This is a genomic window from Corynebacterium striatum ATCC 6940 (assembly GCF_000159135.1).
Taxonomy (GTDB): domain Bacteria; phylum Actinomycetota; class Actinomycetes; order Mycobacteriales; family Mycobacteriaceae; genus Corynebacterium; species Corynebacterium striatum.
The window spans coordinates 548903-573946 of sequence record NZ_GG667520.1 but is presented as its reverse complement, the minus strand read 5'-3'; the positions used below and the strand labels follow the sequence as shown (position 1 = coordinate 573946).

Sequence of the window (25044 nt, the reverse complement as noted above, 5' to 3'; positions counted from 1 at the left end):
GGTTTCGGCTCACGTAACTAGTCTCCTGCTATTGAAGGCTCGTGGGTGGTTGCATCTGATTGCAGCGCATTGTGGCGCGCATCCAACCAAGATTGCAAAATCTCTACTGCGGCTGCTTGGTCAATAACCTTGCGGCCCTTCTTTTCGGAAACCCCTGACGCCCGCAAAGCTGTAGTCGCGGCGACCGTAGTCAAACGCTCATCAGCCATCCGAACAGGTGGTTGCCCTATCGTTTCATCTTTTCCCAGCCTACGGCGGATGCGAAACGCAATTTCCTTCGCATGTTTCACGCTTTTAGAACCATTGCCCTGCAAATCGCGCGGTAGGCCAACCACAACTTCCACAACGTGGTACTCACGGATGAGCTCCAAGATACGGTCGATGTCACCTTTGTCCTGATCTTTGAAGCCGGTTTCGCGGGACACAGTTTCAACGGGCAACGCCAAGCTGGCGTTTGAGTCAGAGACTGCGACTCCAATGCGCACGGTTCCAACATCAAGTGCTAGGCGACGCCCATTTCCCGGGTCATTAAGCCCCGGGGTATCGGGTTGTACGACCATACTCTTGAAGTTCCTTCGCGTTCGGGTACGACTTTAAGCATGAAGCCAATGTCGCAAAATGATAACGATGACATTTAGATTCTAGTCATATTGCATCAACCAATGGCGCGCAGGGGTTGAAAACATGGCATAAAAAGACAGATTTCCCGAATGCTCACCCCTTTAGACGCGCAGAAACCCCCGCTCCCAGCACGGGAAACGGGGGTTAAGTGCTAACACCTCATGGGCTTTAGCGAATTAGGCCTTTTCAAGTTCGTCACGCAAAGCGTTGAAGGCAGCCTGCAGACCTTCAGCATTGGCGCCGGACCCCTGAGCCATGTCAGGCTTTCCGCCACCCTTGCCGTCAACGTAGCCGGAAATTGTCTTGACCAAATCGCCAGCCTTTATGCCACGAGCAACAGCTGCCTTGGTGGCACCAACAATGAACGGGGTCTTGCCACCCTCATTCTCAGATGCGAGCACAACGACGCCAGCTTCGTCACCTAGACGGTTTTTAATGTCGGTTGCCAGGGTGCGCAGGTCGCCGCCGCTGACGTTGTTCGGCAGGCGAACGCTGACAACGGCAAAACCGTTCACGGTGATTGCGCCACCGATCATGTCAGCGGTCTGTGCCATCAGCTGTGCCTTGTGCAGCTCATCGATCTGCTTCTCTGCAGCCTTGAGCTTCTCAGTCAGCTGAGCAATACGCTCCGGCAGGTCCTCAGACTGGATCTTGAGCTCGCGGGAGATGCCCTCAACGAGCGCGGTCTCCTTGGAGTAGTAGCGGAAGGCATCCATGCCGGAGTAAGCCTCGATGCGGCGTGCGCCGGAACCAACGGAGGACTCACCCAGGACGGACACCGGGCCGATCTCGGAGGTATTGGCCACGTGGGTACCGCCACAGAGCTCGATGGAGAAAGGACCGCCCATTTCGACGACGCGCACCTGGGAGCCGTAGTTCTCGCCAAAGAGAGCCATAGCGCCCATCTGCTTAGCCTGTTCCAGTGAGGTCTCGATGGTATTGACAGCGAAGTGAGCATCCACAGCCTGGTTAGTGATCAATGCGATCTCTTCCAACTGAGCCGGCGAAAGCTGCTCGGTGTAGTTGAAGTCAAAGCGCAGGTAGCCCGGACGGTTCAAGGAACCGGCCTGGACTGCGGTTGGGCCGAGCACCTGGCGCAGTGCAGCGTGGATGAGGTGCGTTGCGGAGTGAGCCTGCACCGCGCCGTGGCGCCACTTCTGGTCTACCTCGGCGGTGACGGTGGAGCCCAAGTCAAGGCCGCCCGCAGTAACGGTTGCCTTGTGCACCCAGAGCTTCTTTCCAATCTTCTGTACGTCACCGACCTCGAGCAGGCTTTCTCCTGCGTAGATGCGGCCACGGTCAGCGGTCTGTCCACCGGACTCTGCGTACAGCGGCGACTGGTCGAGGATGACCTCTACCTGCTCGCCCTCGTGGACCTCGTTGACCTTCTGGCCATCGCGAACCAGACCGATGATCTTGGCGTCGGAAGTAAGCGTCTCGTAACCGGTGAAGACGGTCGGGTTGTTATCGACCCACTCACGGTAGAGAGAAAGGTCGGCGTGGCCGTGCTTCTTGGCCTGGTTATCGGCCTTGGCGCGGCGGCGCTGCTCTCCCATGGCTTCATTGAAGCCGTCCATGTCAACTTCCAGACCTGCTTCCTGAGCCATCTCGAGGGTCAGATCGATTGGGAAACCGTAGGTATCGTGCAGCTCGAAAGCCTTCTCGCCCGAAAGAATCTTCGGCGTAGCAGCGCGCGAGGTGGACTTGAGCGCTTCAACAGCCTCGTCAAAGAGCTTGGTGCCGGATTCGAGGGTCTTGAGGAAGGCCTTCTCCTCCGCGATGGCAACGCGCAGGATGCGCTCGCGGTTGTCAGCGATCTCCGGGTAGGACGGGGTCATGGTGTCCATGATCGTGTTCATGAAGCGCTCCATGCTCGGTGCGGTAGCGCCAAGCAGGCGGGCAGAGCGGATGATGCGGCGCAGTAGGCGGCGCAGGATGTAGCCGCGGCCCTCGTTGCCTGGCGTAACGCCATCCAGGATGAGCATCATTCCGGTGCGGGAGTGATCAGCGATAACGCGGAAGCGAATGTTGTCCTGATCGGACGCACCCTCGCCGTACTTTGCGCCGGTGAGTTCCTCAGCTGCGTCGATAACCGGGCGCAACAAGTCGGTTTCGTAGACATTGTCTACGCCCTGCAGGATGCAGGCCACGCGTTCGATGCCCAGGCCGGTATCGATGTTCTTCTTCGGCAGCGGGCCGAGAATTTCGAAGTTGCCCTTGCCGATGCCTTCACCACGCTCGTTCTGCATGAAGACCAAGTTCCAGATCTCCATATAGCGGTTGTCATCAGCTACTGGGCCGCCTTCTGCGCCGTACTCAGGGCCACGGTCGTAGTAGATCTCGGAACACGGACCACACGGACCAGGGATACCCATGGACCAGTAGTTGTCTTCCATACCCAAGCGCTGGATACGCTCGCGCGGCACGCCAACCTGCTCGTGCCAGATGTCAGCAGCCTCATCGTCATCGAGGTAGACAGTGACCCAGAGGCGCTCTGGATCCAAGCCGAAGCCGCCGTCTTCTACGGAGCCGGTCAATAGGCTCCACGCGTTCTTGATGGCGCCTTCCTTGAAGTACTGGCCAAAGGAGAAGTTGCCAGCCATCTGGAAGAAGGTGTTGTGGCGGGTGGTGATGCCCACCTCTTCGATGTCCAGGGTGCGCACGCACTTCTGGATGGAAGTTGCCAGACCATTAGGGAATGGCGGATTCTGCTGTCCCAGGAAGTACGGCTTGAACGGAACCATGCCGGCGTTGACGAAGAGCAGGTTCGGGTCGTCCAGGATCAGCGACGCGCTTGGCACGGCTTCATGTCCAGTCTTGACGAAGTGCTGGGTAAAGCGTTCCCGGATCTCATGAGTCTTCACGAGCTAAAGTCCTTCACTGTTTAAGCGGTACGTAACAGCGCTCAACTCTACCCGTGCGGCAAAGATTTGCCGATATCGGGGCACACTTTTCGCGCGCTCGCCAGTACGAACTTGGCAGTTGGCCGCCCTGCGGCCGATGCGCGCCTTTAGCGCTTACCGCGGATGATGTTGCGCAGTCGCCCCAGATAGTCGAAGATTCGCTTCTCCGCACCGTGATCCGTTGGTTCGTAATAGATGGAGTCCTCGAGCTCGTCGGGCAGATATTGCTGCTTGACGACGCCGCGCGGATCATCATGCGGGTACTTGTACCCCACGGCATGCCCCAGTTTCTTGGCCCCCTCATAGTGGCCATCACGCAGGTGCGAGGGCACGTGGCCAATGCGGCCCGACTGGACATCAGCCTGCGCTGCAGAGATCGCAGCGATGACCGAGTTGGACTTTGGCGCGGTGGCCAAGTGGATGGTCGCTTGGGCCAAGGGAATGCGCGCTTCGGGCATGCCGATGAGCTGCGCAGCTTCAGCCGCCGCCACTGCTACTTGCAGCGCAGTGGGATCGGCCATGCCGATATCTTCAGAGGCATGAACGATGAGGCGGCGGGCGATAAAGCGCGGATCCTCCCCTGCTTCCACCATGCGTGCTAGATAGTGCAAGGCCGCATCGACGTCTGAGCCACGAATGGACTTAATGAAAGCCGAGACCACGTCATAGTGCTGATCCCCGTCGCGGTCATAGCGCACCACGGCGCGATTGACGTTGTCACGAATGATTTGCGGCGTAAGCTCGCCGCCGTCGGGGACCGCTTCCGCAGCGGCTTCCAAGTAGGTCAGAGTGCGGCGGGCGTCGCCACCAGCCAAAAGGACCAAATGTTCAAGCGCTTCCTCGCTCGCGCTAATCCTTCCTGCAAGTCCCCTCTCGCTCGTCAGTGCCTTCTGTGCAAGGGCGCGCAGGGAGGCGTCGTCAAGCGGCTCCAATTGCAGCAACAGGGAGCGGGACAGCAAGGGCGCAACGACGGAGAAAGAAGGATTTTCCGTGGTAGCAGCCACCAAAAGGACGGTGCGATTTTCTACCGCCGCCAGCAACGCGTCCTGCTGGGTCTTGGAAAAACGATGCACCTCGTCGATGAAGAGCACTGTGCGACGCCCATGGATAAGCTCTTGGCGCGCGTGCGTGATGACTTCACGCACCTGCTTTACGCCGGAATCGAGGGCGGATAAGCCCACAAAGTTCTGGCCAATCGCCTTGGCAATCAGCGAGGCAATCGTGGTCTTTCCCGTACCGGGCGGACCATAGAGAATGACCGAGGCTTCGCCGGAGCCCTCAATAAGGCGACGCAACGGCTTCCCCTTTTCAAGCAGGTGGCCTTGTCCCAAGACCTCGTCGAGGCTTTGCGGGCGCATCCGTGCAGCGAGCGGCGAGCCAGCATGGGTGGCGAAGATTTCCTGACCAGGAAGGGGCCCAGCAGGTTCGCTCCCCCTAGGTGCGGGTCCAAAAAGTGAGTCTTGCGACATCGCCTACGCTCCGCGAAGCCGCGTGGCCACGGTACGGCCAAACTCCGCAACGGGCTGGCAGGTGTCGCTGCCGCACTGTGCCGCATAACGTGACAAGGCCTCGAAGGTCTCATACAGGTCGCGCCTAATGAGGACTTCCTCCTCACTAAATGGCCCTTGGTCTGCGGGGCGCAGCACGGAGTTGCGCGCATCGTGGAAGACCTCTGCGGAGCCTTCGGCCAAGGCTACGACTCCTTCAATGCCACCGGCATACATGGTGGTCACGCTGGATAGCGCCCACCCGATGAGGGAAGCGACGATGAGCTCGTGCAGCTCTGCGTCATCAGCAAAGCGCGGCCACACGCCGGTGACGTGGCGCTGCCATGCGGAGATGAAGATCTCCGCTTCCTCGTCAGAGATTGGGCGCGCGAAAAGGAACTGCGGGAAACCTGCGATAACGCAGGCGACGTCGAATCCAACGTTGCGGTAGCCGGCCCACTCATAGTCCAAGAAGGACAAACGCTGCGAGACAATGACGTTGTCGGGCGACAAGTCGAAGGGTGTAAAGGCACGCTCTTGGCCATAGCTCAAGGCACTCGCGGCCTTTTCCGCCAGTTCGACAAAGTGCGCTGGCGCGGGAAGGCCAGCCTTGGAGAGAATGTCTGCACCGATGAGGATGGACGCACGCAGGGATTCATCGCGCAGCGCCTGGTGCTCTTCGTATTCAGGATGCTGGCGCAGCATGCGGTTGAGCAAAGTCTCGTAGTCAAGCTCTCGTCCCGCGGTCCCCGCATGCATCTGGCCAAGCGAGCGTCCTAGCTTGCGGAGGACTTCTTTGCGGTCCTCCCCTTTTGCACGCGTCAGAACATCAGCCAACGTGTCACCTTCGCCGGCGTCGGAAAGCACCAAAATGCGACGCTCCAAGTCCGCGGCAAAAAGAACCGGACCAGGACGCACGTCCTCATTGAGGGCCGTGGTGAACTGATAGGCCACGACTTCAAGCAGCAACGCCGCATCGTCGATGGAATGGCCCGTCATGGGGTTGTATTTGATGACCACGGAACGGTGCGGGAGAAACGCGGTCGGTGTCATGCGTGCGCGCAGCACTAAGGCATTACCGGAACCGCCCAGGTCGGTCACCTGAGTAAATTCGGGCACACCTCCATAGCGGCGCGACAGCAGCTCTGCTGCAAATGTCACGACCTCATCTTGGGTGTAAACCTTCTCCGTGGTCACTATCTCTCCCTTAAAAATTCCTCATACTGCCCAACGCTAACCGCAATAAAGCGGGGCGCTTCGCTTCCAACGCCCTTTATCGAACGCTGTACCACGTTGCTGCCCCGCTTGATGCCCGCGCTTTAGTTGGCTTCGGCCTTCTTTTCAGCCTTCTTTTCCGGCTTGAAGTCAACGCCGGTCTCCTTGCGCTGTGCAGCAGGGATCGGACCAGGAGCATCAGTCAGCGGGTCAACTCCGCCACCGGACTTCGGGAAGGCGATGACGTCGCGGATGGAGTCAAAGCCGCCGAGCAGGGATACGATGCGGTCCCAGCCGAAAGCGATGCCGCCGTGTGGCGGTGCGCCGTACTGGAATGCATCAAGCAGGAAGCCGAACTTCTCCTGTGCTTCTTCCTCGCCAATACCCATGACGTCGAAGACGCGCTTCTGCACATCCTGCTGGTGAATACGGATGGAACCGCCACCAATTTCGTTACCGTTGCAGACGATGTCGTATGCGTAGGCAAGAGCCTCGCCCGGCTCCTTGTCGAAGGAGTCGAGGTACTCCGGCTTCGGGGAGGTGAAAGCGTGGTGGACTGCGGTCCACTTGGAGTGGCCAAGTGCCACGTCGCCGGAAGCGGTGGCGTCAGCGGCTGGCTCGAAGAGCGGTGCGTCAACAACCCAGGTAAATGCCCAGTCGCCATCCTTGATGAGGTCGAGCTTGCGAGCGATCTCGCCACGGGCTGCGCCCAGCAGCGCGCGGGAGGACTTGGTGTCGCCGGCGGCGAAGAAGATGGCGTCGCCTGGCTGTGCGCCGACGTGGGCGGCGATGCCCTCGCGCTCTGCGTCGGTGATGTTCTTGGCGACCGGGCCACCGAGGCTGCCATCCTCAGCGATGGTGATGTAAGCCAAGCCCTTAGCACCGCGCTGTTTTGCCCACTCCTGCCAAGCATCGAACTGACGGCGTGGCTGGGAAGCACCGCCCTCCATGACGACTGCGCCGACGTACTCGTTCTGGAACACGCGGAAGGTGGTGTCCTTGAAGAAGTCGGTGCACTCGACGATCTTGATGCCGAAGCGCAGGTCGGGCTTATCGGAGCCGTAGTATTTCATGGCATCCGCGTAGGTCATACGTGGGATTGGGGTGGTGATTTCGTAGCCGATGAGCTTCCACAGGGCGGAAACGATCTCCTCAGCGAGAGCAATGACATCATCCTGATCGACGAAGGACATCTCAACGTCGAGCTGGGTGAACTCCGGCTGGCGGTCAGCGCGGAAGTCCTCGTCGCGGTAGCAGCGAGCAATCTGGTAGTAGCGCTCCATACCAGCCACCATCAGCAGCTGCTTGAACAGCTGCGGGGACTGCGGCAATGCGTACCAGGAGCCTGGCTTCAGACGAGCCGGCACGAGGAAGTCGCGTGCGCCCTCGGGGGTGGAGCGAGTCAGGGTTGGGGTCTCGATCTCAGTGAAATCGTGGCGGGCCAGGACCTCGCGGGCAGCACGGTTCGCCTCGGAGCGCAGGCGGAGGGCATCACCCTGGGTCTTGCGGCGCAAGTCGAGGTAGCGGTATTTCAGACGGGTCTCCTCGCCGACCTCGCCGGAGGTTGAAGGATCGTCGATCTGGAACGGCAGTGCTGCGGACTTGTTAAGGACCTCAAGCTCAGAAACGTTAACCTCGATCTCGCCGGAAGGCAGGTTGGGGTTCTCGGAGCCCTCTGGGCGCGGCTCAACCACACCGGTAACCTTGACGCAGTACTCGGAGCGCAGGTCGTGGGCGCGCTCTGCAACGTCGGATTCACGGAAGACGACCTGAGCGATGCCGGAACGGTCACGCAGGTCGATGAAGATAACGCCACCGTGGTCACGGCGACGGGAAACCCAGCCGGTCAGGGTTACGGTTTCGCCTGCGATGTCCTTGCGGAGCTCGCCAGCCAAATGAGTGCGCAGCACTGTTGTTCAATCCCTTCTCTATATTTCTTCTTGTAGGCGCCCACGCCACGCGTAAACAGCACGCGCCGAGCGGTACAAGTCATGAACGGCCCAAGTCTACCCTCCGAGGTGTGAACAAGTCGCGATGAGCCTAGTTGTGACGCCCCTCACCCCCACTCATGGTCGTGTGCGCAGCCTTTATGGCAAGATCTAATCCATGACTTTTAAATCTGGTGCAAGTTTCGACGGCAAGCGAGCCACCACGGGAGGCCGCGGACGCGGTGGCGGTACCATCGCTGCCGGCGGCGGTATCGGCACCATCGTCCTCATTGGCCTGTTCCTGCTCATGGGTGGTAATCCTGGCGATCTAGGCCAGTTGCTCGGCACCGAAAGCAGCCAGCAGCAGGGCGAAGAAACCAGCTCCGGGCATCTCGACCATTGCAAGACGGCTGAGGACGGCAACAAGTACGACGACTGCCGCGTCGACTACACAGCTCAGTCGGTGGACGCCGTGTGGAAAGAACAGCTTCCCGCCCAAGCAGGCATCGAGTACACCGAGCCTGGCCGAGTAGTCTTCGAGAACTCCACCATGTCCGGCTGCGGCCAGGCTTCCGCGGCAACTGGCCCCTTCTACTGTCCCGCTGATCAGTCGGCGTACTTCGACACCTCTTTCTTCGAGCAGCTCAAAAACTTCGGTGCGGAAAACGCTCCACTTGCGCAGATGTACATCGTGGCCCACGAGTTTGGCCACCACATCCAGCACCTTGAGGGCACGTTGGGTCTTTCCAACTACAACCAGCCGGGTGAGGATTCCAATGCTGTGAAGATCGAGCTGCAAGCTGACTGTTACGCAGGCATCTGGGCTTTCCACGCTGACGAAGGCGACAATGCCAAGCTAGAGCAGATCACTGATGAGCAGGCACAAGCCGCCATCGATACCGCCCGCGCAGTGGGTGACGATAACATCCAACGTCGCTCCGGCGGCCAAGTCCGCCCTGACCAGTGGACTCACGGCTCCTCCGCGGACCGTGCCCAAGCGTTCATCAATGGCTATAAGTCCGGCAAGATGTCGCAGTGCGACTACTTGGGCCGCAACGTTTATAACTCCTGATGAACGCAATGCCTTACTAGCTGCATAGCCAACTTGCGCCACAGCCCTTAGCCCGTTGCCTCATCAACCAGGATGTTGCAACGGGCTTTGCCTTTCTTTTCCCTCCCAATGTGCTGTTCGCCCTTTGTGTCAGCCTAGTTGTGAACCTGCTTGATTCTGAGTGGATACAGATTCATGACTGTTGTAGTACCTCCGCAGGGTCTGCGCCGCCAGGAGGACATCAGCCCGGCTGAGCGCGAGGGGTTGGTGATGGCCTACACCAAAGCTCCGTATGGGACGAAGAAGGCTGCTGCCGTCGCGGCCCGTGTGACCCCGGAGTGGATTCGCAACTGGCGCGCCGCGCTTTCCGACGCCGAGCTCTACTGCGAGCGCCACTACCTCGCCGCCTTGCTCGACCTCTTCGAGGTCCGCCTCCCCAGCTATCGCCTCCCCCTGAGCGACCTCATCGCCGACTTCGGCGCGCTGTCATCCAAGTAATCTCACGTCGCCGCGGCAGGCTTACTGCTCTTCCTCGGGCAGCGGCTTGCGTCACATGAGATTGAGCAACTGAATCCGCCCGCGCGGGTCGCCGTCCCACTCCACTTCGAGGTCGTGACGCTTAAGGATGTCCAGGAGGAACCGCCCCAGCGCGGCGTCCATGCGCGCCCACTCCTCCTTCCTCTCGGGTTGGCCTTTGCGCAGCTTCTCGGCGTCGACCTCACCAGCAATCGGCGGGCCCGGCGTCCACGCACCGAAGACGAGATTAAGCTCCGTCGGCTCGTACGCCAGTCCCTCGGCATCCTGCATGTGGAAGCCACACGATGCCCATTCGCGGTAGGGATACTCCCCCTCCGGCACGTCGATCTGGGTGCGTTCCTCCCCGAGCAGCTCGTTACAGTCGCTGACATCGAATCCAAGGCTCATTCCCGTCACGAGCCCCTGTTCTTCCATCTCATCGAACGCAGCCTGCACCAGGTCGTAATCAGTGGGATGCTCCCGCTCCGACTCCTGGGCCTTGCGTTCTTTCCATACTTGCTCGGCGGCCGCGTGCGGATCATCATTGGGGTACCCGTCTTCAAGTTCGTTGTCGTCCACGGCTTCGTAGACCTCGTCCAAGGTCATGAAACCGGGAAGAATCCAATGGTTGAGTTGTTGGCGCAGCGAATCTGAAATCTCCATGCCTCCACAGGATAATGAAAATCTCCCCGCTCGCCGCGGCACCTGACGTGGCGATTTATCGAAGCGCCACCCTCGTCCAGGCACGCACCTACGACACCCCGGACGGCACCCCGCAGGAGTGCACCGGCGCGGCCATCGCGCCGGAATGGATCCTCACCGCCGCCCACTGCGCTGAGGGCCCCTACTCCGACCCGGACGTCTCCCCCGAACGTCCTCAAGGTCCACTTCTCCAACAATAAGTCGAACCCGGGCCCGTCCATCGATGTCGACCGCTTCGGAAAGGCGCCCAAGGCCGACATCGGGCTCCTTCACCTCGAAGCCCCGAAGAAGCTCAAGAAATACCCGACGATCGCCGATGACCACCAGAACCGCGACGGCGAGGACTGGCTCCACGTGGCCCGCATGGAGATCGTTGTCCAGCGCGACAACATAAACGCCGTCAAGACCATCGCCATGCACGGCATCACGGGCGGCTCCAACCACGGCTACTCCGGCGGCCCGGTCTTCACGCAGAAACGCTAGCTCAACGCCGTCGACGTCATGGGCTCCCACTCCGTGTGGTTTGACCCCTACGCCGACTCCGACGCTGTATACCTCAAGTACTACCGCTACTGGATTCGCGATACGGTGGGCGTCTAACGCCTCCAGACCCACAGCGCGAGCTCCCTCAGGGGTCAGTTCCCGGCAGCTGTCGATTTTGATGTTTGCGCCCCTCTTACTCGAGATGCGATTCGGGAGTTCGGGGAACAGATCGCAATTAAGGTCCGGTTTACAACTTCGGCTGGCAGGTTAGAACGACGGGGTTCATACGCTTCCTGACATGGACTCCGATGAGGATATCTTGCGAGACGCAAGACTTCCAGATACACCTTAACGGCGGTGGGCCAGCTTTCGAGAATGACTGCTGCCGCGCTGCGCGAGCCGCGAAGAACCAGCCCCAAAGGTGAATCGAGGCTATTGAGCTATAGTTCTTCGTCAGCCTCAGCGGTTTGTTCCGGAGTAGTTCCGTATAAAGGATCGTCTTGATTCTTGGGTGGTTTGACAACGCACTCACGGACACCATCAACATGTTCATTTAAGCTCTCAGAGACTGGGGCCCAGAGCGGGTCTAATATGAAATCGATTCCTGACCTACGCGCGTGCTTAGCTGCGGGGACGAAATCGCTATCACCTGAAATCATGATGATTTGATTCACAAGTCCGCGTTCTGCCAGGGAAGCTATATCCAAGCCTATCCGCATATCCACTCCCTTCTGAGTGATATCCAGTGAGAAGTCTCGCTCAGTCAGAATCTGAAACTTCAATTTCCCCGCGACAGAGCTTCTTTAGCAGGTTAGGTTTAAGGGTGTACCCATTTTGGGTTTCAAGTTCTTCGCCTCGGCGTAAAGCGACTTTTCGTTTCTTTACGATTTCGTCTAGAAAGTCTGTCATCCAGCGGTATTCCTCAGTTTTTCCGAGGTTCTTCTGTGTCTGTGTGAGCGGATGAAACAGGACCTTTGTTGAAGGATTGCAGTCGTAGTAGAAGATTCTATAGAGACTGCTTCCGGACTCCCGTATATGCCTACGGCAATACTCTAAAAGTTCGTTTGCTCGATCTCGCGGGTCTTTCTTGCCGAAGAGAACTCGCGCACGATGTCTGTAAAACCCACCGTCTACCAATATGGCTGTGACAATTGGCCGCCGAGGGAAATTACTAGCCGATTTCCCTGAAGAGTGCTTTCCCATTTTAACCTTCTGGAGAACTAGTTGGGGCCCAGTCATCGGCGATCTCCTTATCGGTGGAGGGTCAACGGCTAGGCCCAGTAAAACGATACTACCACCGGTCCCCTCGTCAATGTCAATACACATTCCGTCCTGTGGTTTGATGAGTTTTTCAAAGAATGCGCTACGACATGTCAGCGAGGCTAGCGGGGAACGAGAATGGCAGCGATGGTACAAGCGACCTGTGCATCCTAATAGTGAGCACATCGAGGCGGAGAAAACCCTTGCCGCATTCTCGAGGGGTGAATACAATGTATTCAAAGCGTTAACGAGAAGGAAGAATCGAATGGCAACTATGACCGTACGCATGAGCGACGAAGACGCCGCGCTCGTCCGCAAGTATGTCGGATTCGAAGGCACAACAATCTCGGAATTCGCCCGAAGCGCAATGCTGGAGAAAATCGAAGACCATGCCGACCTTCAGCAACTTCGAGCCGCCATCGAAGCCGATGACGGACAGCGTTTTAGCATCAATGATGTTCTCGAAGAGCTTGATTAATGTCAGCCAACGGCCCTAGCTACAGCGTTGAACTCACCGCCTCGGCTCGGAAACAGCTCAAAAAGATGGACCGCTTCGATGTCAAGCTTCTGCTCACTTGGATGAAAACCCATCTCGAAGGCTGTGCCGAGCCGCGTGCTTTCGGCAAAGGCCTCACAGGTGATCGATCTGGCGAATGGCGCTACCGTGTCGGCACTTATCGAATCCTCGCGCTCATTCACGAATCAACCATCACGACCGAAGTTTTTGCTGCTGGAAGGCGCGACACGATCGATCGCTAACCGAAACAAAAGAAGCGAGCTCCAGACCTTCTCAGTCTGGGGCTCGCTTTCGGCTCCGGGGTGGAAACCCGAGGCTGGGGAATCACGCAACCACCATCTCGCATCCGACTTCTCGCTGCCCACTGGTTTGACCGCCGCCAACCACGTCGTAGGCGGCCCTAACGGGAAAGCGACATGTGAGATGTCCCCTGCCAATGAGCATTTGCTGGAAGATGTGGCTGCGATCCGCCGGCCAGACGGACGTCGGCGCTATTCCTCGGTGTGGACCATTCGCCGCAAGAACCACAGGGGCGAGTTTCCCCACGCGATGCGTGCCGGCGCGTACTACGTGACCGGAGCGGAGCTGTACGCTCTGGCGCGGCTGCTGCCGGCGCCGCGGTAGATTCTTCACCGAGTTGCACGACAACACGGTAGACTTGCTGCGCACTGTCGGCATGGTTATGGCCGCTTCCTTGTTGGGCCTGCCAGTTTCCTCGACGCACATCCTCATCGGTGCCGTCCTGGGCGTCGGCATTGTTAACCGCGCCGCCAACTGGGGGCATATGAAACCGATTGCTCTGGCGCGGGTCATTACGTTGCCTGCATCGGCAGGCATTGCCGCCATCACCGTTTCTGTCCTCCCCGCGTCCTGTTCTAACTCTCTCACTGCAGCGCGCCTCGTGGTTTCTTAGACTGGTCTTCTATGGACCAGAACACCCCCCGCGCTTTTTTGCTGCTTTCAACGACATTGAGCAATTCCTCCGCCAAGCTATCAATGCCAAGAACTCGGATTCCTTCTGGTGGATAGTCGACCGCGCGCACGAGAAACACATGCTTAATAAACGCCAAACAGAGATGCTGAAAGACTTCGGTAATCTCCGCAATGCCATAGCTCACGGACGCTACTACGACGACGAGCCACTGGCCTCTCCGCACCCCAGGGTGGTGGAGCAATTGGAAAAGCTGCGCGAATTGTTAACTTCGCCGCCCAACGCGCTCGCCGTACTCGGTTCCTCCGAAGTTGTAACGCTGGAAGCCGATGCCGATATTCGCCAAGCGCTGAAGCTGATCGCACACAACGGTTATTCCCAGATTCCGGTATATAGCGGTGAGAACTACGCGAATTTGTTGACAACTAACGTAGTAGCCCGCTGGATTGCCGCTGATTTAGCTGACGACAATCACGTGATCAGCGTGGCAGTTGGCAAGGTTTTGAAATACGCCGAAGCAGGTGACCGTGCTGCTTTCCTTCCCCGCACAGCCACTGCACAAGAAGCACTCGATGCCCTGACCGAATTGGCCAAGGACGGTACGCATCCTTGCGCGCTAATTTTTACAGAAGATGGCGCCAAGAATAAGCGCCCGTTGAGCATCGCCACTCCCACTGACCTCGCAGTTTTGGTCGATGCGCTGGAGTGGGAATAAAGCTCACCGCCCTCATGTTGACATGTCATATACACTCGTTGGCGAACACACCTTAAGGACTTCATATGCAATTCGGCATCTTCACCATCGGTGATGTCACCACCGACCCAACCAGCGGCATCACGCCTAGTGAAGCCGAACGTATCCGCAATATGACGGAAATTGCGCTCAAGGCCGAGGAGGTAGGCCTCGATGTTTTTGCCACGGGCGAGCACCATAATCCGCCATTCGTGCCTTCCTCCCCAACTACTCACTTGGCGTATATCGCAGCACAAACCAAGAACCTGCTGCTTTCGACTTCGACAACGCTAATTACCACCAACGATCCGGTGAAGATTGCTGAGGATTACGCCTTCTTACAGCACCTGCCTGGCGGGCGCGTAGACCTCATGATGGGCCGCGGCAACACCGGCCCGGTTTACCCATGGTTTGGCAAAGACCTTCGCGAAGGCATCCCGCTGGCGGTTGAGAATTACCACCTGTTGCGCCGCCTATGGCGTGAGCCAGTGGTCAACTGGTCGGGCAAGTACCGCACTGCCCTGCAGGGTTATACGTCCACGCCTGCCCCGCTTGACGACGTCCCGCCTTTCGTATGGCACGGTTCTATCCGCTCCGTGCAAATCGCCGAACAGGCTGCCTATTACGGCGATGGCTTCTTCCACAACAACATCTTCTGGAACAAGGAGCACACGGCAAAGATGGTCAGCACCTACCGCCGTCGCTTCGAGGCTTACGGCCACGGCCGCGCCGACCAGGCAATCGTGGGACTTGGCGGCCAGGTGTTCATCGGCGAAACCGAGCAGCAGGCTAAAGACTTCTTCCGCCCTTATTTCGACAATGCGCCCGTCTACGGCCACGGCCCCTCACTGGAGGATTTCACCGCGCAAACGCCGCTGACGGTCGGCACCGTAGAACAGGTCATCGATCGCACGATGCAATTCGCAGATTGGGTCGGTGACTATCAGCGTCAGCTCTTCCTCATTGACCACGCTGGTTTGCCACAGGAGGTGGTGCTCCAGCAGATAGAGTTCCTCGGTACCCAAGTTGTGCCTGAGCTACGCCGTCGCATGGAGGCCCGCCGCCCCGACCATGTCGCTTCAAACCCGCCGACGCACGCAACGCTCAAGGCCAATCCTGGCTCGCCGCACTTCCGCGTCAACCCTGGTGAAGACGCTTCATAAGTACAACTGCAGATAGACCGATTGACAATCTGTTCCTAGGAGGAATTCTTTCATGCGCTCACTCGTCGTCGTCACGGCTGGCCTTTCCACGCCGTCGTCTACGCGCGCGCTAGCCGACGCCCTGGCCCAAGCCGTAGTCTCCCAAGTCGGCGCTCGCGGTGAAGGGCTCGAAGTAACCGTCATCGAACTACGCAAGCTAGCCACTGAGCTGGCTGAGGCAATGACTAATTGGGGTGCTACAACGCCCCAGCTCGACGAAGCAAAGCGAGCACTCTCGCATGCGTCCGGGTTGATTGCGGTAACTCCCATTTTCCAAGGCAGCTACTCGGGCCTTTTCAAGATGTTCTTCGATACCTTGGATCCACACGCACTCGACCACCTTCCGACCTTGGTCGCAGCTACCGGTGGTTCTTCCCGCCACGCGCTGGTTCTGGACTACGCGCTTCGCCCGCTGTTTAACTACTTGCATGCCACCGTCGTACCAACCGGCATCTTCCAAGCCACAGAGGACTTCGGCACTGACGAGGGAGCAAAGACCACACGCCGCATCGAAAGAGCCGCCAAGGAACTTGCGGACCTCATTGTCATTCCTTCCGATCGCGTGGGCGGATTAGCCAGCCCCGACATCACGGCAAGTCAGCAAACTACGCCACGTAAAACCGGCTTGGATTTGGAAGAGGAATTCACCCCCTTTAGTTCTCTACTCTCCGGCCACGACGGAAACTAAGAAAAGTCCGCCACTTAGATTAAGGTGACGGACTTTTTGCTACTCAGCCAACGCGCACGGTGTTAGCAGCACCGCGCACCGGGGTTGGCATCCTGTTCGGCGTAGCGGGCGCGCCAATATTCACGCTCCGTTGGAATCTCAGCATCAGGATGATGCGCACGGAGGTGATCGCAGTACTTAGCGTAAGCATGGTCCCCCATGAGCTCGCCGAAGTACCAGGAGATCTTTTTGAGCGCCGTAATCACTAATGCCCTCCTATTTCCTCGAAGGTCATGTTGTACTCCGCTGCCACTTCCTTTTCGCGCTTTGTCGGCATGAGACCACGTGGAAGGAAGAGCTTGGATGGAATGAATTCCGTTTCGGAGTCCGCAGGTTCAATACCTGCAGAACGTTGCTGGAGAGCCTTGGCGCAGGCAACGATTGCCGCACCGATAACTACCAATACCAGCACCGCAAACAGAATAGATAGGCATCCTTGGATAAAGGTGTTGCGAACAACGGCATCAATCTCTTCGACGCTCTTGGCAGATCCGAACTCGGTGAGACCTTGAGCTGCTGCTTCCTTGTATTTTGCATGGTTGGCCCAGTAACCAATAGAGGCGTCGGAGCTGAAAATCTTTTGCCACGAGGCGGTCATTGTCACGATGAGATCCCAAGCCAATGGAATAGCTGGAATCCATGCCCACTTGTACATTCCCTTCTTGATAACAACCACAAGCACCAAAGCGAGTGCCATTGCGGCAAGTAGCTGGTTGGCGATGCCGAAGAGTGGGAACAAGACGTTGATGCCGCCCAGCGGGTCAGTAACACCCATGATGAGGATGGCGCCCCACAGTGCACACACGAGGAAGGTGGACAGGTAGGTGCCAAGCTTCCAGCTCTGATCACGGAATTTTCCCAGGCCCGGAATTGCGCCCAGCGAATCCGACATCATGAAACGGGCAACACGGGTACCAGCATCAACCGTGGTCAGGATGAACAAGGCCTCAAACATGATGGCGAAGTGGTACCAGAATGCCTGCATTGCCGGATTACCGAGCATCTCGGTCATGATTTGGGACATGCCATAAGCAAGGGTCGGAGCACCACCGGTGCGGGAGACAATGGTTTCCTCTCCCACTGCTTGAGCTGCTGCGGCAAGCTGATCAGCGGTAATACCTGCGCCGGGCAGGTGCAGGGTTGCTACGAAGTCCGCCGCGCCTTCTGGAGTACCCAGTGTCTTAGCTGCCGGTGAGTTCATTGCGAAGTACATGTGGCGGTCAATGACGACTGCAGAAATGAGTGCCATGACTGCGACGAAGGACTCCATGATCATGCCGCCATAGCCGATGGCGCGCATGTGAGACTCCTTCTCAATGAGCTTCGGCGTAGTACCGGAAGAAATCAACGCATGGAAACCAGAAAGCGCACCACAGGCAATAGTGATGAACAAGAACGGGAAGAGGTTACCGGAAAAGACCGGGCCGTTGCCATTAACAGCAAAGGAGGTAACCGCCGGCATGTGGACCTCAGGGCGTTCAATAACGATGGCGATGGCCAGCAAGGCGATGACGCCGATCTTCATGAAGGTCGACAGGTAGTCGCGTGGCGCAAGCAGAAGCCACACTGGAAGGATGGCAGCGACCACGCCATAACCGATGATCGCGAATGCCAGGGTTTCCTTGGACCAGGTGAACATGCTAGCGCCGAGTTCAGTGCCGGAGACGTAGCCGCCGCCGATGATGGCTGCCAGCAAGAGGATGACGCCGATGACCGAAACCTCCGTGACCTTGCCGGGGCGAATGTATCGCAGGTACAGGCCCATGAAAAGGGCGATCGGGATGGTCATCGTGATGGAGAAAACACCCCATGGGGAGTCAGCAAGGGCGTTCACGACGATCAGTGCCAACACGGCGATGATGATGATCATGATGGCGATAGTGGCCAGGATGCCCGCGGCGCCACCGACTTTGCCCATCTCATCGCTAATCATCTGGCCAAGCGAGCGACCCTTGCGGCGGGTAGATACCCAGAGCACCAGGTAATCCTGCACCGCGCCGGCGAAGATAACGCCTAGCACAATCCACAATGTTCCCGGCAAATAGCCCATCTGAGCAGCCATAACCGGGCCAACCAATGGGCCGGCACCAGCAATGGCCGCGAAGTGGTGACCAAAGAGAACACGACGGTCCGTAGGCAGGAAGTCCTTACCATCGTTTGCATACTCAGCAGGGGTGGCACGGTTGTTGCGTGGCTTAACCACCTTGTACTCAATCAAGCGTGCATAAAGCGTGTAACCAATGATGTAGGAGCCCACCGCCGCAAAGACCAACCACACGGAGTTGATGGTCTCACCGCGGTGGAGAGCGAGCACTCCCCAACCGGCAGCCGCAGCGATAGCGGCAATCAAAATGATGACCTTCTCAACGTTACCGATGAGCTTTTTCGGCTTTACGTCGATGGGCTGTGCTTGGCCGTCGACTTCAACAAATTCGATGTCGGACCGCGGTTCGGGTCCGGTCTTGATACTCACGATAATCTCCCGAGGAATCAGACAGAGCAAATGAAAGAACTTTTATCCAGCCACAACTGTTAGGCACGCTAAACTGCTTAACTAATGTGAACCGGGATACTAAACAGTATTCATTGTGGCCGAAAGTCACACATTAAAAATTCAATAATTTCTATCGGCTTATCCCTCAAAATCACCTGGCCTTGGTCACACCCGCTCCGCGGGGCTAACAATGCTGACTGCACGTAGTGAACTACTGACAAAGCGGTAACATGGAGAAACTGTATGCGCGGCCTACATGCAATACTCCTCATCCCAGAGAATTTTGACCGCAGCGAGACCGCAATTAACACGGGTTTAGCCACAGCCTGCCCCTAGAAATAATCCCCCCCACCAACCCCCGACTTAATTTCCAAACTCACAAAGGAGGCACCGCCCAGCATGGCAATCAGCGTCACCGACATTTTCTCCATCGGCATTGGCCCATCTTCCTCGCACACCGTCGGCCCAATGCGCGCGGCCCTTGCGTTCCTGAAAACGCTGCCGGAGCATCCAGCCAAGGTGCACACCGAGTTGCGCGGCTCGCTCTCGCTGACTGGCCGCGGCCACGGCACCGACCGCGCGGTGATTCTGGGCTTGGCCGGCTGGGATCCGCTTACCGTCCCGGTTGACGCTGAACCGCGTTCCGATCAGCCCATTCCGAGCAAGGGCATGACCGACGGCCCGCTGGGCGCGTTAGAATATTCCATCGAGTTCAACAACGAGCCGGTCCCCGAGCACCCGAATTGCCTCATCTTTGACGCATGGGACGCTGAAGGCAACCTATTGGCAGAGCACGCCGAGTACTTCTCCGTCGGCGGCGGATTCATTCTCTCCCGCGAGGAACTCGACGCAGAGGTGGCAGCCTCCGCCGAAGTACCTGCTGGCATGGCGGCGGCCGAATCCACCGACGATGTTCCTTACCCATTCACCACGGGCGAGCAATTGCTTGCGCTGTGCGAGAAGCACGATTTGAAGATCTGGGAGGTTGTCGCCGCCAACCAGGAAGCGCTCCATAAAGAAGACGGCGGCCTCGAATACGTCTACGCGCACCTGGATTTGGTGTGGGACATCATGCGCGAGTGCGTCACCGACGGCATCTCCACCTCCGGAATCTTGCCGGGCGGCCTGCAGGTCCCACGCCGCGCGCCGGGCATGTACAAGCAGCTGCTGGAGGGCCACGACGATAAGTCTTTCGGCTTTTCCGCTATGGAGTGGGTCAACCTGTATGCGCTCGCCGTCAACGAGCAAAATGCCGCTGGCGGCCGAGTGATTACGGCCCCAACAAACGGCGCCTGCGGCATCATCCCAGCGGTGTTGCACTATGCCCGCGACTTCAAGCCGAACTTCACCCGCGATTCCGCCCGCCGCTACCTACTTACTGCGGGTGCTATCGGCATGATCATCAAGCACAACGCCTCCATTTCGGGCGCCGAGGTGGGCTGCCAAGGCGAGGTAGGCTCGGCGTCGTCAATGGCGGCGGCTGGCATGGCTGAACTACTGGGCGCAACGCCGGCGCAGATCGAAAATGCCGCCGAGATTGCGCTAGAGCACAACCTCGGCCTTACCTGCGACCCAGTCGGCGGCCTCGTGCAGATTCCGTGCATCGAACGCAACGCTATCGGCGCGGTCAAGTCCATCAACGCCGCGCGCCTGGCTCGCATGGGCCAAGGCACGCACCACGTTTCTCTCGACGCCGCCGTGCAGACGATGGCCGATACCGGCCGCGACATGCTGGCGAAGTACAAGGAGACCTCCATTGGTGGCCTCGCGAAGACGCTAGGCTTCGCCGTCACGCAGGTGGAGTGCTAGTGCAAAAGGCTTGCATGGCAAAAGGTAGTCTTATCGCTAACGCACAGACTCTAACCTAGAAAGCGATACCTACCTCCATGCGAGCCGATGCATTACGCCGTCGAATAGCCAACATAGAGGCGGCATGTGCCATGTTTAAACGCCATGGCAACTCGGTCTCCCTTGAAAAGATTGCCCAGGAAGCAGGCGTGGGCGTTGCAACGCTTTACCGCAACTTCCCGGACCGTGAAGCGCTAATTCACGCGTGCGCGGAACACATGAGCGACGGTTTCCTGGTCTTCCAAAATCGCTTGATTGAAGACTTCGAATCCGATCCTTCGGACGCGGAAAACTTCGTCCTGGACTATGCCCTCAAGCTCACAACGATGGGTTTGACCAGCCTCATTCCCTCCTTCGCGCCGGAAGACTTAGATACCCTGCCGGAGCATTTGAAATTGAAGCGCGACGCGTTACAAGAAAATGGCGAAAGGTTCATTGAGCTCGGAAAGCAGCACGGAGTAATCGGCCCCGGCGTGGGGCACCTCGACTTCGTGGTGGGTATCTTGACGCTGGTGCGCCCCAGGAAGGTGCAGGTGGAGAACTACGTGCCCGATATCCAAAAGCGCATGCTGCGCATCTACTTAGCGGGCATCAAAAGCGGCATCACGAACGCATAGTAGCAAAACAAAAGGCCCCTCACTCCCTAATCGATATGTAGGAAGGAAGGCGCCTTTGGCATCTCAGCGAGATGCCCTTTGACGTCATTGGCTTAGTTCAGCTGGTTGCGTAGGTGCTCAACAAGGGCGTCGATAGCCACATCGTTCTGCTCGTGGGCTGCCAGGTCCTTAACGGCCACAACGCCGTTTTCAAGCTCTTGCTCACCGAGCACGAGAGCAAAGCGCGCGCCTGCGCGGTCAGCGCCCTTCATCGCGCCCTTGAGTCCGCGGTCGCCGAAGGACATGTCCGCAGAGATACCGGCATTACGCAGGTCATTGATGATGCCAGCCATACGACGCTTCGCATCAGCGCCCAGCGCAACGCCGAACACAGCAACGCGCTGATCGACGCCGTCGAGCTCGATGCCTTCGGCTTCGAGAGCCAGGATCGTGCGGTCGACGCCAAGTCCATAACCAATACCGGAAAGCTCCTGACCACCGAGCTGTGCCATAAGTCCGTCGTAGCGGCCACCGCCGCCGATACCGGATTGAGCGCCCAGCAGTGGGTGGACGAACTCGAAACAGGTCTTGGTGTAGTAGTCCAGCCCGCGCACCATGCGCGGGTTGATGGTGTATTCAATACCCATGTCATCGAGAAGGCCGGTGACGGTCTCGAAGTGGGTACGGCATTCCTCGTTGAGGTGGTCGAGCATCAACGGGGCGTCTACAAGCTGCTCTTGCACCTCCGGACGCTTATCATCCAAAACGCGCAGCGGGTTGATCTGCGCACGCTTGCGGGTCTCTTCGTCCAAATCGAGCTTAAAGAGGAAATCCTGCAGCTTCTCACGATAAGCAGGACGACAATTGTGATCGCCAAGGCTGGTTAGCTCTAGGCGGAACTTGCTGAGGCCAAGCGAACGGAAGGAACGATCAGCTAGCGCAATAATCTCCGCGTCCAATGCGGGATCGTCGACGCCGATTGCCTCAACGCCCACCTGCTGGAGCTGACGGTAGCGGCCGGCCTGGGGACGTTCGTAACGGAAGAAAGGTCCGAAGTAGTTGAGCTTGACCGGCAGCTGACCGCGATCGAGGTTGTGCTCAATGACCGAACGCATCACACCCGCAGTGCCTTCTGGGCGCAGGGTTACCGAGCGGTCGCCGCGGTCTGCGAAGGTGTACATCTCCTTGGAGACCACATCGGTGGATTCACCAACACCACGCGCGAAAAGCGTAGTGTCTTCGAAGATCGGAAGCTCGATGTGCTGGAAGCCGGACAGATGCGCCTGGTGAACCAGGTTCTCACGCACCTTGTAGAAGGTCGCCGATTGCGGCGGAATGTAGTCCGGCACTCCTTTGGGGGCGGACAGGGCCTTGAACTGCTTCTTATCACTCACGCATATCAGAGTACATCCCGCAGCGTGGCGAGGAACGGATTAGTGGCCCTTTCTGCGCGCATCGTGGTCGTCGGGCCATGCCCTGGCAACACAGCCAGCCTGTCATCAAGGTTCCACACCGGACCAGCAAGCGAACGCTGCATGGCCGCAGGATCTGAGTGCTCCAAGTCAGTACGCCCGATCGAGCCTTTAAACAAAACATCACCGGCGAGGACAAATTCTTCCGCAATAATGAGAACGCAGCCCGGGGAATGCCCTGGGGCGTGCTCGAGGCGGAATTCATGGCCAACCAGTTCGATAGTCTCGCCACCGCGCAGATCGCGCAGGTCCTCAATCTGCACCATGTTCTTCGCATCAAAGAGCACTTGGGACTCGGCGGAAACCCCGGAGCCGTCGACAAGCATGAATGCATCATCGGGGTGGATATAAACCGGCAGGTCGAGCTGGCGCGCCAAGTCCCCTGCTTCACGGGTATGGTCCAGGTGGCCGTGGGTGAGAACGATCGCTTCGAAGGTCAGCCCCTGCTCAGCGCCGATTTCCAGGACGCGCTGCATCGCATGCATGCCCGGATCAACCACGAAGGCACGTGCACCGTTTGCCACGATGTACGTGTTGGTCTTATAGGGGCCCGCTGCGAAACCTAAAACGCTCAAAGTCATAAAACGCAGTCTAGCGCCCCCACGGATGCGGAAGCGCTAGCTAGCTGGAAAGCCACTCGAAGCCGCCGCGCCCATAGAAAGCGACGTCGGCCAGGTGATTAGCTCAGTGCCTCAATGGCTGCATCGTAGTTAGGCTCGGTGGTCACCTCAGGAACCAGCTCGGTGTAGATCACCTTGTGGTTTTCATCGGTGACAACGACGGAGCGTGCGAGCAGGCCCTTCAGCGGGGAACCCTGCAGGGTAATGCCGAGCTTTTCACCGAAATCAGAGCGGAAGTCAGAAGCGCTGACGACGTTCTCGATGCCTTCAGCTGCGCAGAAACGCTCCTGTGCGAATGGCAGGTCACGGGACACGGACAGGACAACGGTGTTGTCCAATCCCGCTGCCTTCTCATTGAACGCGCGAAGCTGCGCCGCGCACACGCCGGTGTCAACGGATGGGAACAAGGAGATCACAAGGCGCTTGCCCGCGAAGTCCTTGTTGGTGACCTCAGAAAGGTCAGTGCCAACGAGGTTAAACTCTGGCAGCTGAGCACCAACCTCTGGCAGGTCGCCTGCGATCTGGGTTTCATTTCCTTGGAAGTTCACTGTAGTCATGGCGCCCCACTGTACTGGAGCTAAACAGCTAGCGCCACGAGGATCAGATGAGACTCACAGGAGACTGAATAAGGCCCAGTTTTGATCACAAGCTAGAATCAGTGCGGTAATGCTCGAGTTCAATCGACCGAGCCCAAGTGACTGACATAGACACCCATTGCCAAAGGACACTTACATGCCCAACAACGCACAGCGCCGTGAAGAGGCGCTCAACAGCCTTGAGCGCGAGCTCAAGGCCCGTGACCGCAAAGAAAAGACTCGCCCGCTGGGCGTCGTTGCTGCTTCGCTCGTAGTCATTCTCGCCCTTGTTGGCGGAATTTACTTCTTTGCAACACGCGACAACTCTGAGGAGAAGGTCGTAGCTGAGGAATCCAGCACTGCCGCAACCTCAAGCCAGGATAAAACTCCCGAAGCAACTGCACTGAGCGGTAAGCGTAAGGAAGCACTCCCGGCAAGCGTCCAGTGCAAGTACGAGGATGACGGCCGCGACGACAATGGCGCCAAGGCCCCTAGCGGCAAAGACGTCTCCACGAAGGGCACCGTTCAGGTCACGTTCAAGACCAATCAGGGTGACATCGTAATGGACCTGGATCGTTCTCTCGCCCCTTGCACAGTGCAGGCAATCACTTCCCTGGCAAAGAGTGGCTTCTACGATGACACCATTTGCCACCGTATGACCTCCGGCGGTTTGAACGTCCTCCAGTGTGGTGACCCAACTGGTACCGGCTCCGGCGGCCCTGGCTTTAGCTTCGCCAACGAATACCCAACCGATGAGGTGGACTCCTCCGCTGGAAAGAAGCCTGTGACCTACCCGAAGGGTTCCATCGCAATGGCCAACTCTGGCAAGGACACCAACGGTTCCCAGTTCTTCATCAATTACGCCGACTCCATGTTGGCTCCTGATTACACCTACTTCGGCAACCTCACTGACCAGGGTCAAAAGACCTTGGACAAGATTGCCAAGATTGGCGTCGAAGGCGGTGCCACCGACGGCAAGCCAGCTGAAGAAATAAAGATTTCCACGGCTACCGTTTCCTCCTAAACCTAGGACCACGGCGCTCCTCTCCCCCACAATGAGGAGCCGAGAATTGCCCTTTCCAGTCACAGCAGCTGGAAAGGGCTCTTTTATTTACTTCTCACACTCTGCCCTCGCAGTTGAACCTAAGAAAAATTCAGGTCAG

General features: G+C 58.2%; 24 protein-coding genes and 1 pseudogene. 13 read left to right on the top strand and 12 right to left on the bottom strand.

Annotated elements, in window-relative coordinates; genetic code table 11:
• Positions 1-17: 17 nt before the first annotated feature.
• From ruvX to aspS, 5 genes are all read right to left on the bottom strand, one after another.
• Entirely contained in the window at positions 18-560 is a 543-nt protein-coding gene (gene ruvX / locus HMPREF0308_RS04900; protein WP_005529278.1) for a Holliday junction resolvase RuvX, read from the bottom strand.
• A gap of 237 nt (positions 561-797) precedes the next feature.
• Positions 798-3485: an alanine--tRNA ligase gene (alaS, locus tag HMPREF0308_RS04895; RefSeq protein ID WP_005529276.1), complete on the bottom strand. Its 2688-nt coding sequence runs from the start codon at positions 3483-3485 to the stop codon at positions 798-800.
• A 146-nt stretch (positions 3486-3631) separates the two neighbouring features.
• Complete coding sequence (locus tag HMPREF0308_RS04890; RefSeq protein ID WP_034656870.1) at positions 3632-4993, bottom strand: replication-associated recombination protein A; 1362 nt, start codon at positions 4991-4993, stop codon at positions 3632-3634.
• Positions 4994-4996: 3 nt separating this feature from the next.
• Positions 4997-6211, bottom strand: a complete 1215-nt coding sequence (locus tag HMPREF0308_RS04885) for an aminoglycoside phosphotransferase/choline kinase family protein (RefSeq protein WP_034656868.1) — start codon at positions 6209-6211, stop codon at positions 4997-4999.
• A gap of 119 nt (positions 6212-6330) precedes the next feature.
• Positions 6331-8136: an aspartate--tRNA ligase gene (gene aspS, locus HMPREF0308_RS04880; protein WP_034656867.1), complete on the bottom strand. Its 1806-nt coding sequence runs from the start codon at positions 8134-8136 to the stop codon at positions 6331-6333.
• A 196-nt stretch (positions 8137-8332) separates the two neighbouring features.
• On the opposite strand from aspS, the gene ypfJ reads away from it, so the two are divergent.
• Positions 8333-9226, top strand: a complete 894-nt coding sequence (ypfJ, locus tag HMPREF0308_RS04875; protein WP_005529270.1) for a KPN_02809 family neutral zinc metallopeptidase — start codon at positions 8333-8335, stop codon at positions 9224-9226.
• A gap of 174 nt (positions 9227-9400) precedes the next feature.
• Positions 9401-9703 carry a hypothetical protein gene (locus HMPREF0308_RS04870; RefSeq protein ID WP_005529268.1) on the top strand — a complete coding sequence of 101 codons (303 nt, stop codon included), beginning with the start codon at positions 9401-9403 and terminating at the stop codon, positions 9701-9703.
• Between the two features lie 51 nt (positions 9704-9754).
• Here HMPREF0308_RS04870 and HMPREF0308_RS04865 read toward each other — a convergent pair whose 3' ends face one another.
• The gene (locus HMPREF0308_RS04865; protein ID WP_005529266.1) at positions 9755-10384 is read right to left on the bottom strand and encodes a DUF6891 domain-containing protein; all 630 of its coding nucleotides are present in this window, start codon (positions 10382-10384) and stop codon (positions 9755-9757) included.
• Between the two features lie 14 nt (positions 10385-10398).
• On the opposite strand from HMPREF0308_RS04865, the gene HMPREF0308_RS04860 reads away from it, so the two are divergent.
• Positions 10399-10623, top strand: coding sequence for a trypsin-like serine protease (locus HMPREF0308_RS04860; RefSeq protein ID WP_034656866.1), 225 nt, complete (start codon positions 10399-10401; stop codon positions 10621-10623).
• A 154-nt stretch (positions 10624-10777) separates the two neighbouring features.
• Positions 10778-10906 (top strand): hypothetical protein, encoded by a 129-nt coding sequence (locus tag HMPREF0308_RS14340; RefSeq protein ID WP_255313639.1) that lies wholly within the window; start codon positions 10778-10780, stop codon positions 10904-10906.
• 440 nt (positions 10907-11346) lie between these two features.
• On the opposite strand, the gene HMPREF0308_RS14165 is transcribed toward HMPREF0308_RS14340, so the two are convergent.
• Positions 11347-11625, bottom strand: a complete 279-nt coding sequence (locus HMPREF0308_RS14165) for an NYN domain-containing protein (protein WP_005529263.1) — start codon at positions 11623-11625, stop codon at positions 11347-11349.
• 806 nt (positions 11626-12431) lie between these two features.
• Here HMPREF0308_RS14165 and relB point away from each other — a divergent pair.
• The 6 genes and pseudogenes from relB to HMPREF0308_RS04825 all read left to right on the top strand — a co-directional run bounded on the left by relB (position 12432) and on the right by HMPREF0308_RS04825 (position 16237).
• Positions 12432-12644 carry a type II toxin-antitoxin system RelB family antitoxin gene (relB, locus tag HMPREF0308_RS04850; RefSeq protein ID WP_034656865.1) on the top strand — a complete coding sequence of 71 codons (213 nt, stop codon included), beginning with the start codon at positions 12432-12434 and terminating at the stop codon, positions 12642-12644.
• Complete coding sequence (locus tag HMPREF0308_RS04845; RefSeq protein WP_005529257.1) at positions 12644-12925, top strand: type II toxin-antitoxin system RelE family toxin; 282 nt, start codon at positions 12644-12646, stop codon at positions 12923-12925. The genes relB and HMPREF0308_RS04845 overlap by 1 nt, the downstream gene beginning before the upstream one ends.
• 419 nt (positions 12926-13344) lie before the next feature.
• Positions 13345-13596, top strand: a pseudogene (locus HMPREF0308_RS13220) (inorganic phosphate transporter); the annotation flags it as partial.
• Between the two features lie 163 nt (positions 13597-13759).
• Positions 13760-14329, top strand: coding sequence for a CBS domain-containing protein (locus HMPREF0308_RS04835; protein ID WP_248630694.1), 570 nt, complete (start codon positions 13760-13762; stop codon positions 14327-14329).
• A gap of 65 nt (positions 14330-14394) precedes the next feature.
• The gene (locus tag HMPREF0308_RS04830; RefSeq protein ID WP_005529247.1) at positions 14395-15510 is read left to right on the top strand and encodes an LLM class flavin-dependent oxidoreductase; all 1116 of its coding nucleotides are present in this window, start codon (positions 14395-14397) and stop codon (positions 15508-15510) included.
• A gap of 52 nt (positions 15511-15562) precedes the next feature.
• Positions 15563-16237, top strand: coding sequence for an FMN reductase (locus HMPREF0308_RS04825; RefSeq protein ID WP_005529246.1), 675 nt, complete (start codon positions 15563-15565; stop codon positions 16235-16237).
• Positions 16238-16299: 62 nt separating this feature from the next.
• Here the strand turns inward: HMPREF0308_RS04825 and HMPREF0308_RS04820 are convergent, their stop codons facing one another.
• Positions 16300-16482 carry a YbdD/YjiX family protein gene (locus HMPREF0308_RS04820; protein WP_005529243.1) on the bottom strand — a complete coding sequence of 61 codons (183 nt, stop codon included), beginning with the start codon at positions 16480-16482 and terminating at the stop codon, positions 16300-16302.
• Positions 16482-18749 (bottom strand): carbon starvation CstA family protein, encoded by a 2268-nt coding sequence (locus HMPREF0308_RS04815; RefSeq protein ID WP_034656862.1) that lies wholly within the window; start codon positions 18747-18749, stop codon positions 16482-16484. The genes HMPREF0308_RS04820 and HMPREF0308_RS04815 overlap by 1 nt, the downstream gene beginning before the upstream one ends.
• A 420-nt stretch (positions 18750-19169) precedes the next feature.
• Between HMPREF0308_RS04815 and HMPREF0308_RS04810 the strand changes: the two genes are divergently transcribed.
• A complete protein-coding gene (locus tag HMPREF0308_RS04810; protein WP_005529239.1) occupies positions 19170-20579 on the top strand; it encodes an L-serine ammonia-lyase in 1410 nt (469 codons plus the stop codon).
• 77 nt (positions 20580-20656) lie between these two features.
• Positions 20657-21235 (top strand): TetR/AcrR family transcriptional regulator, encoded by a 579-nt coding sequence (locus HMPREF0308_RS04805; protein ID WP_034656860.1) that lies wholly within the window; start codon positions 20657-20659, stop codon positions 21233-21235.
• Between the two features lie 92 nt (positions 21236-21327).
• Here the strand turns inward: HMPREF0308_RS04805 and hisS are convergent, their stop codons facing one another.
• The 3 genes from hisS to tpx form a co-directional block, all read right to left on the bottom strand.
• Positions 21328-22608 (bottom strand): histidine--tRNA ligase, encoded by a 1281-nt coding sequence (hisS, locus tag HMPREF0308_RS04800; protein ID WP_005529235.1) that lies wholly within the window; start codon positions 22606-22608, stop codon positions 21328-21330.
• 5 nt (positions 22609-22613) lie between these two features.
• Positions 22614-23267 (bottom strand): MBL fold metallo-hydrolase, encoded by a 654-nt coding sequence (locus tag HMPREF0308_RS04795; RefSeq protein ID WP_005529234.1) that lies wholly within the window; start codon positions 23265-23267, stop codon positions 22614-22616.
• 98 nt (positions 23268-23365) lie between these two features.
• A complete protein-coding gene (tpx, locus tag HMPREF0308_RS04790; RefSeq protein ID WP_005529233.1) occupies positions 23366-23863 on the bottom strand; it encodes a thiol peroxidase in 498 nt (165 codons plus the stop codon).
• 175 nt (positions 23864-24038) lie between these two features.
• Here tpx and HMPREF0308_RS04785 point away from each other — a divergent pair, with 175 nt between their 5' ends.
• Positions 24039-24905, top strand: a complete 867-nt coding sequence (locus HMPREF0308_RS04785; protein ID WP_005529231.1) for a peptidylprolyl isomerase — start codon at positions 24039-24041, stop codon at positions 24903-24905.
• The last annotated feature ends 139 nt before the right edge of the window (positions 24906-25044 follow it).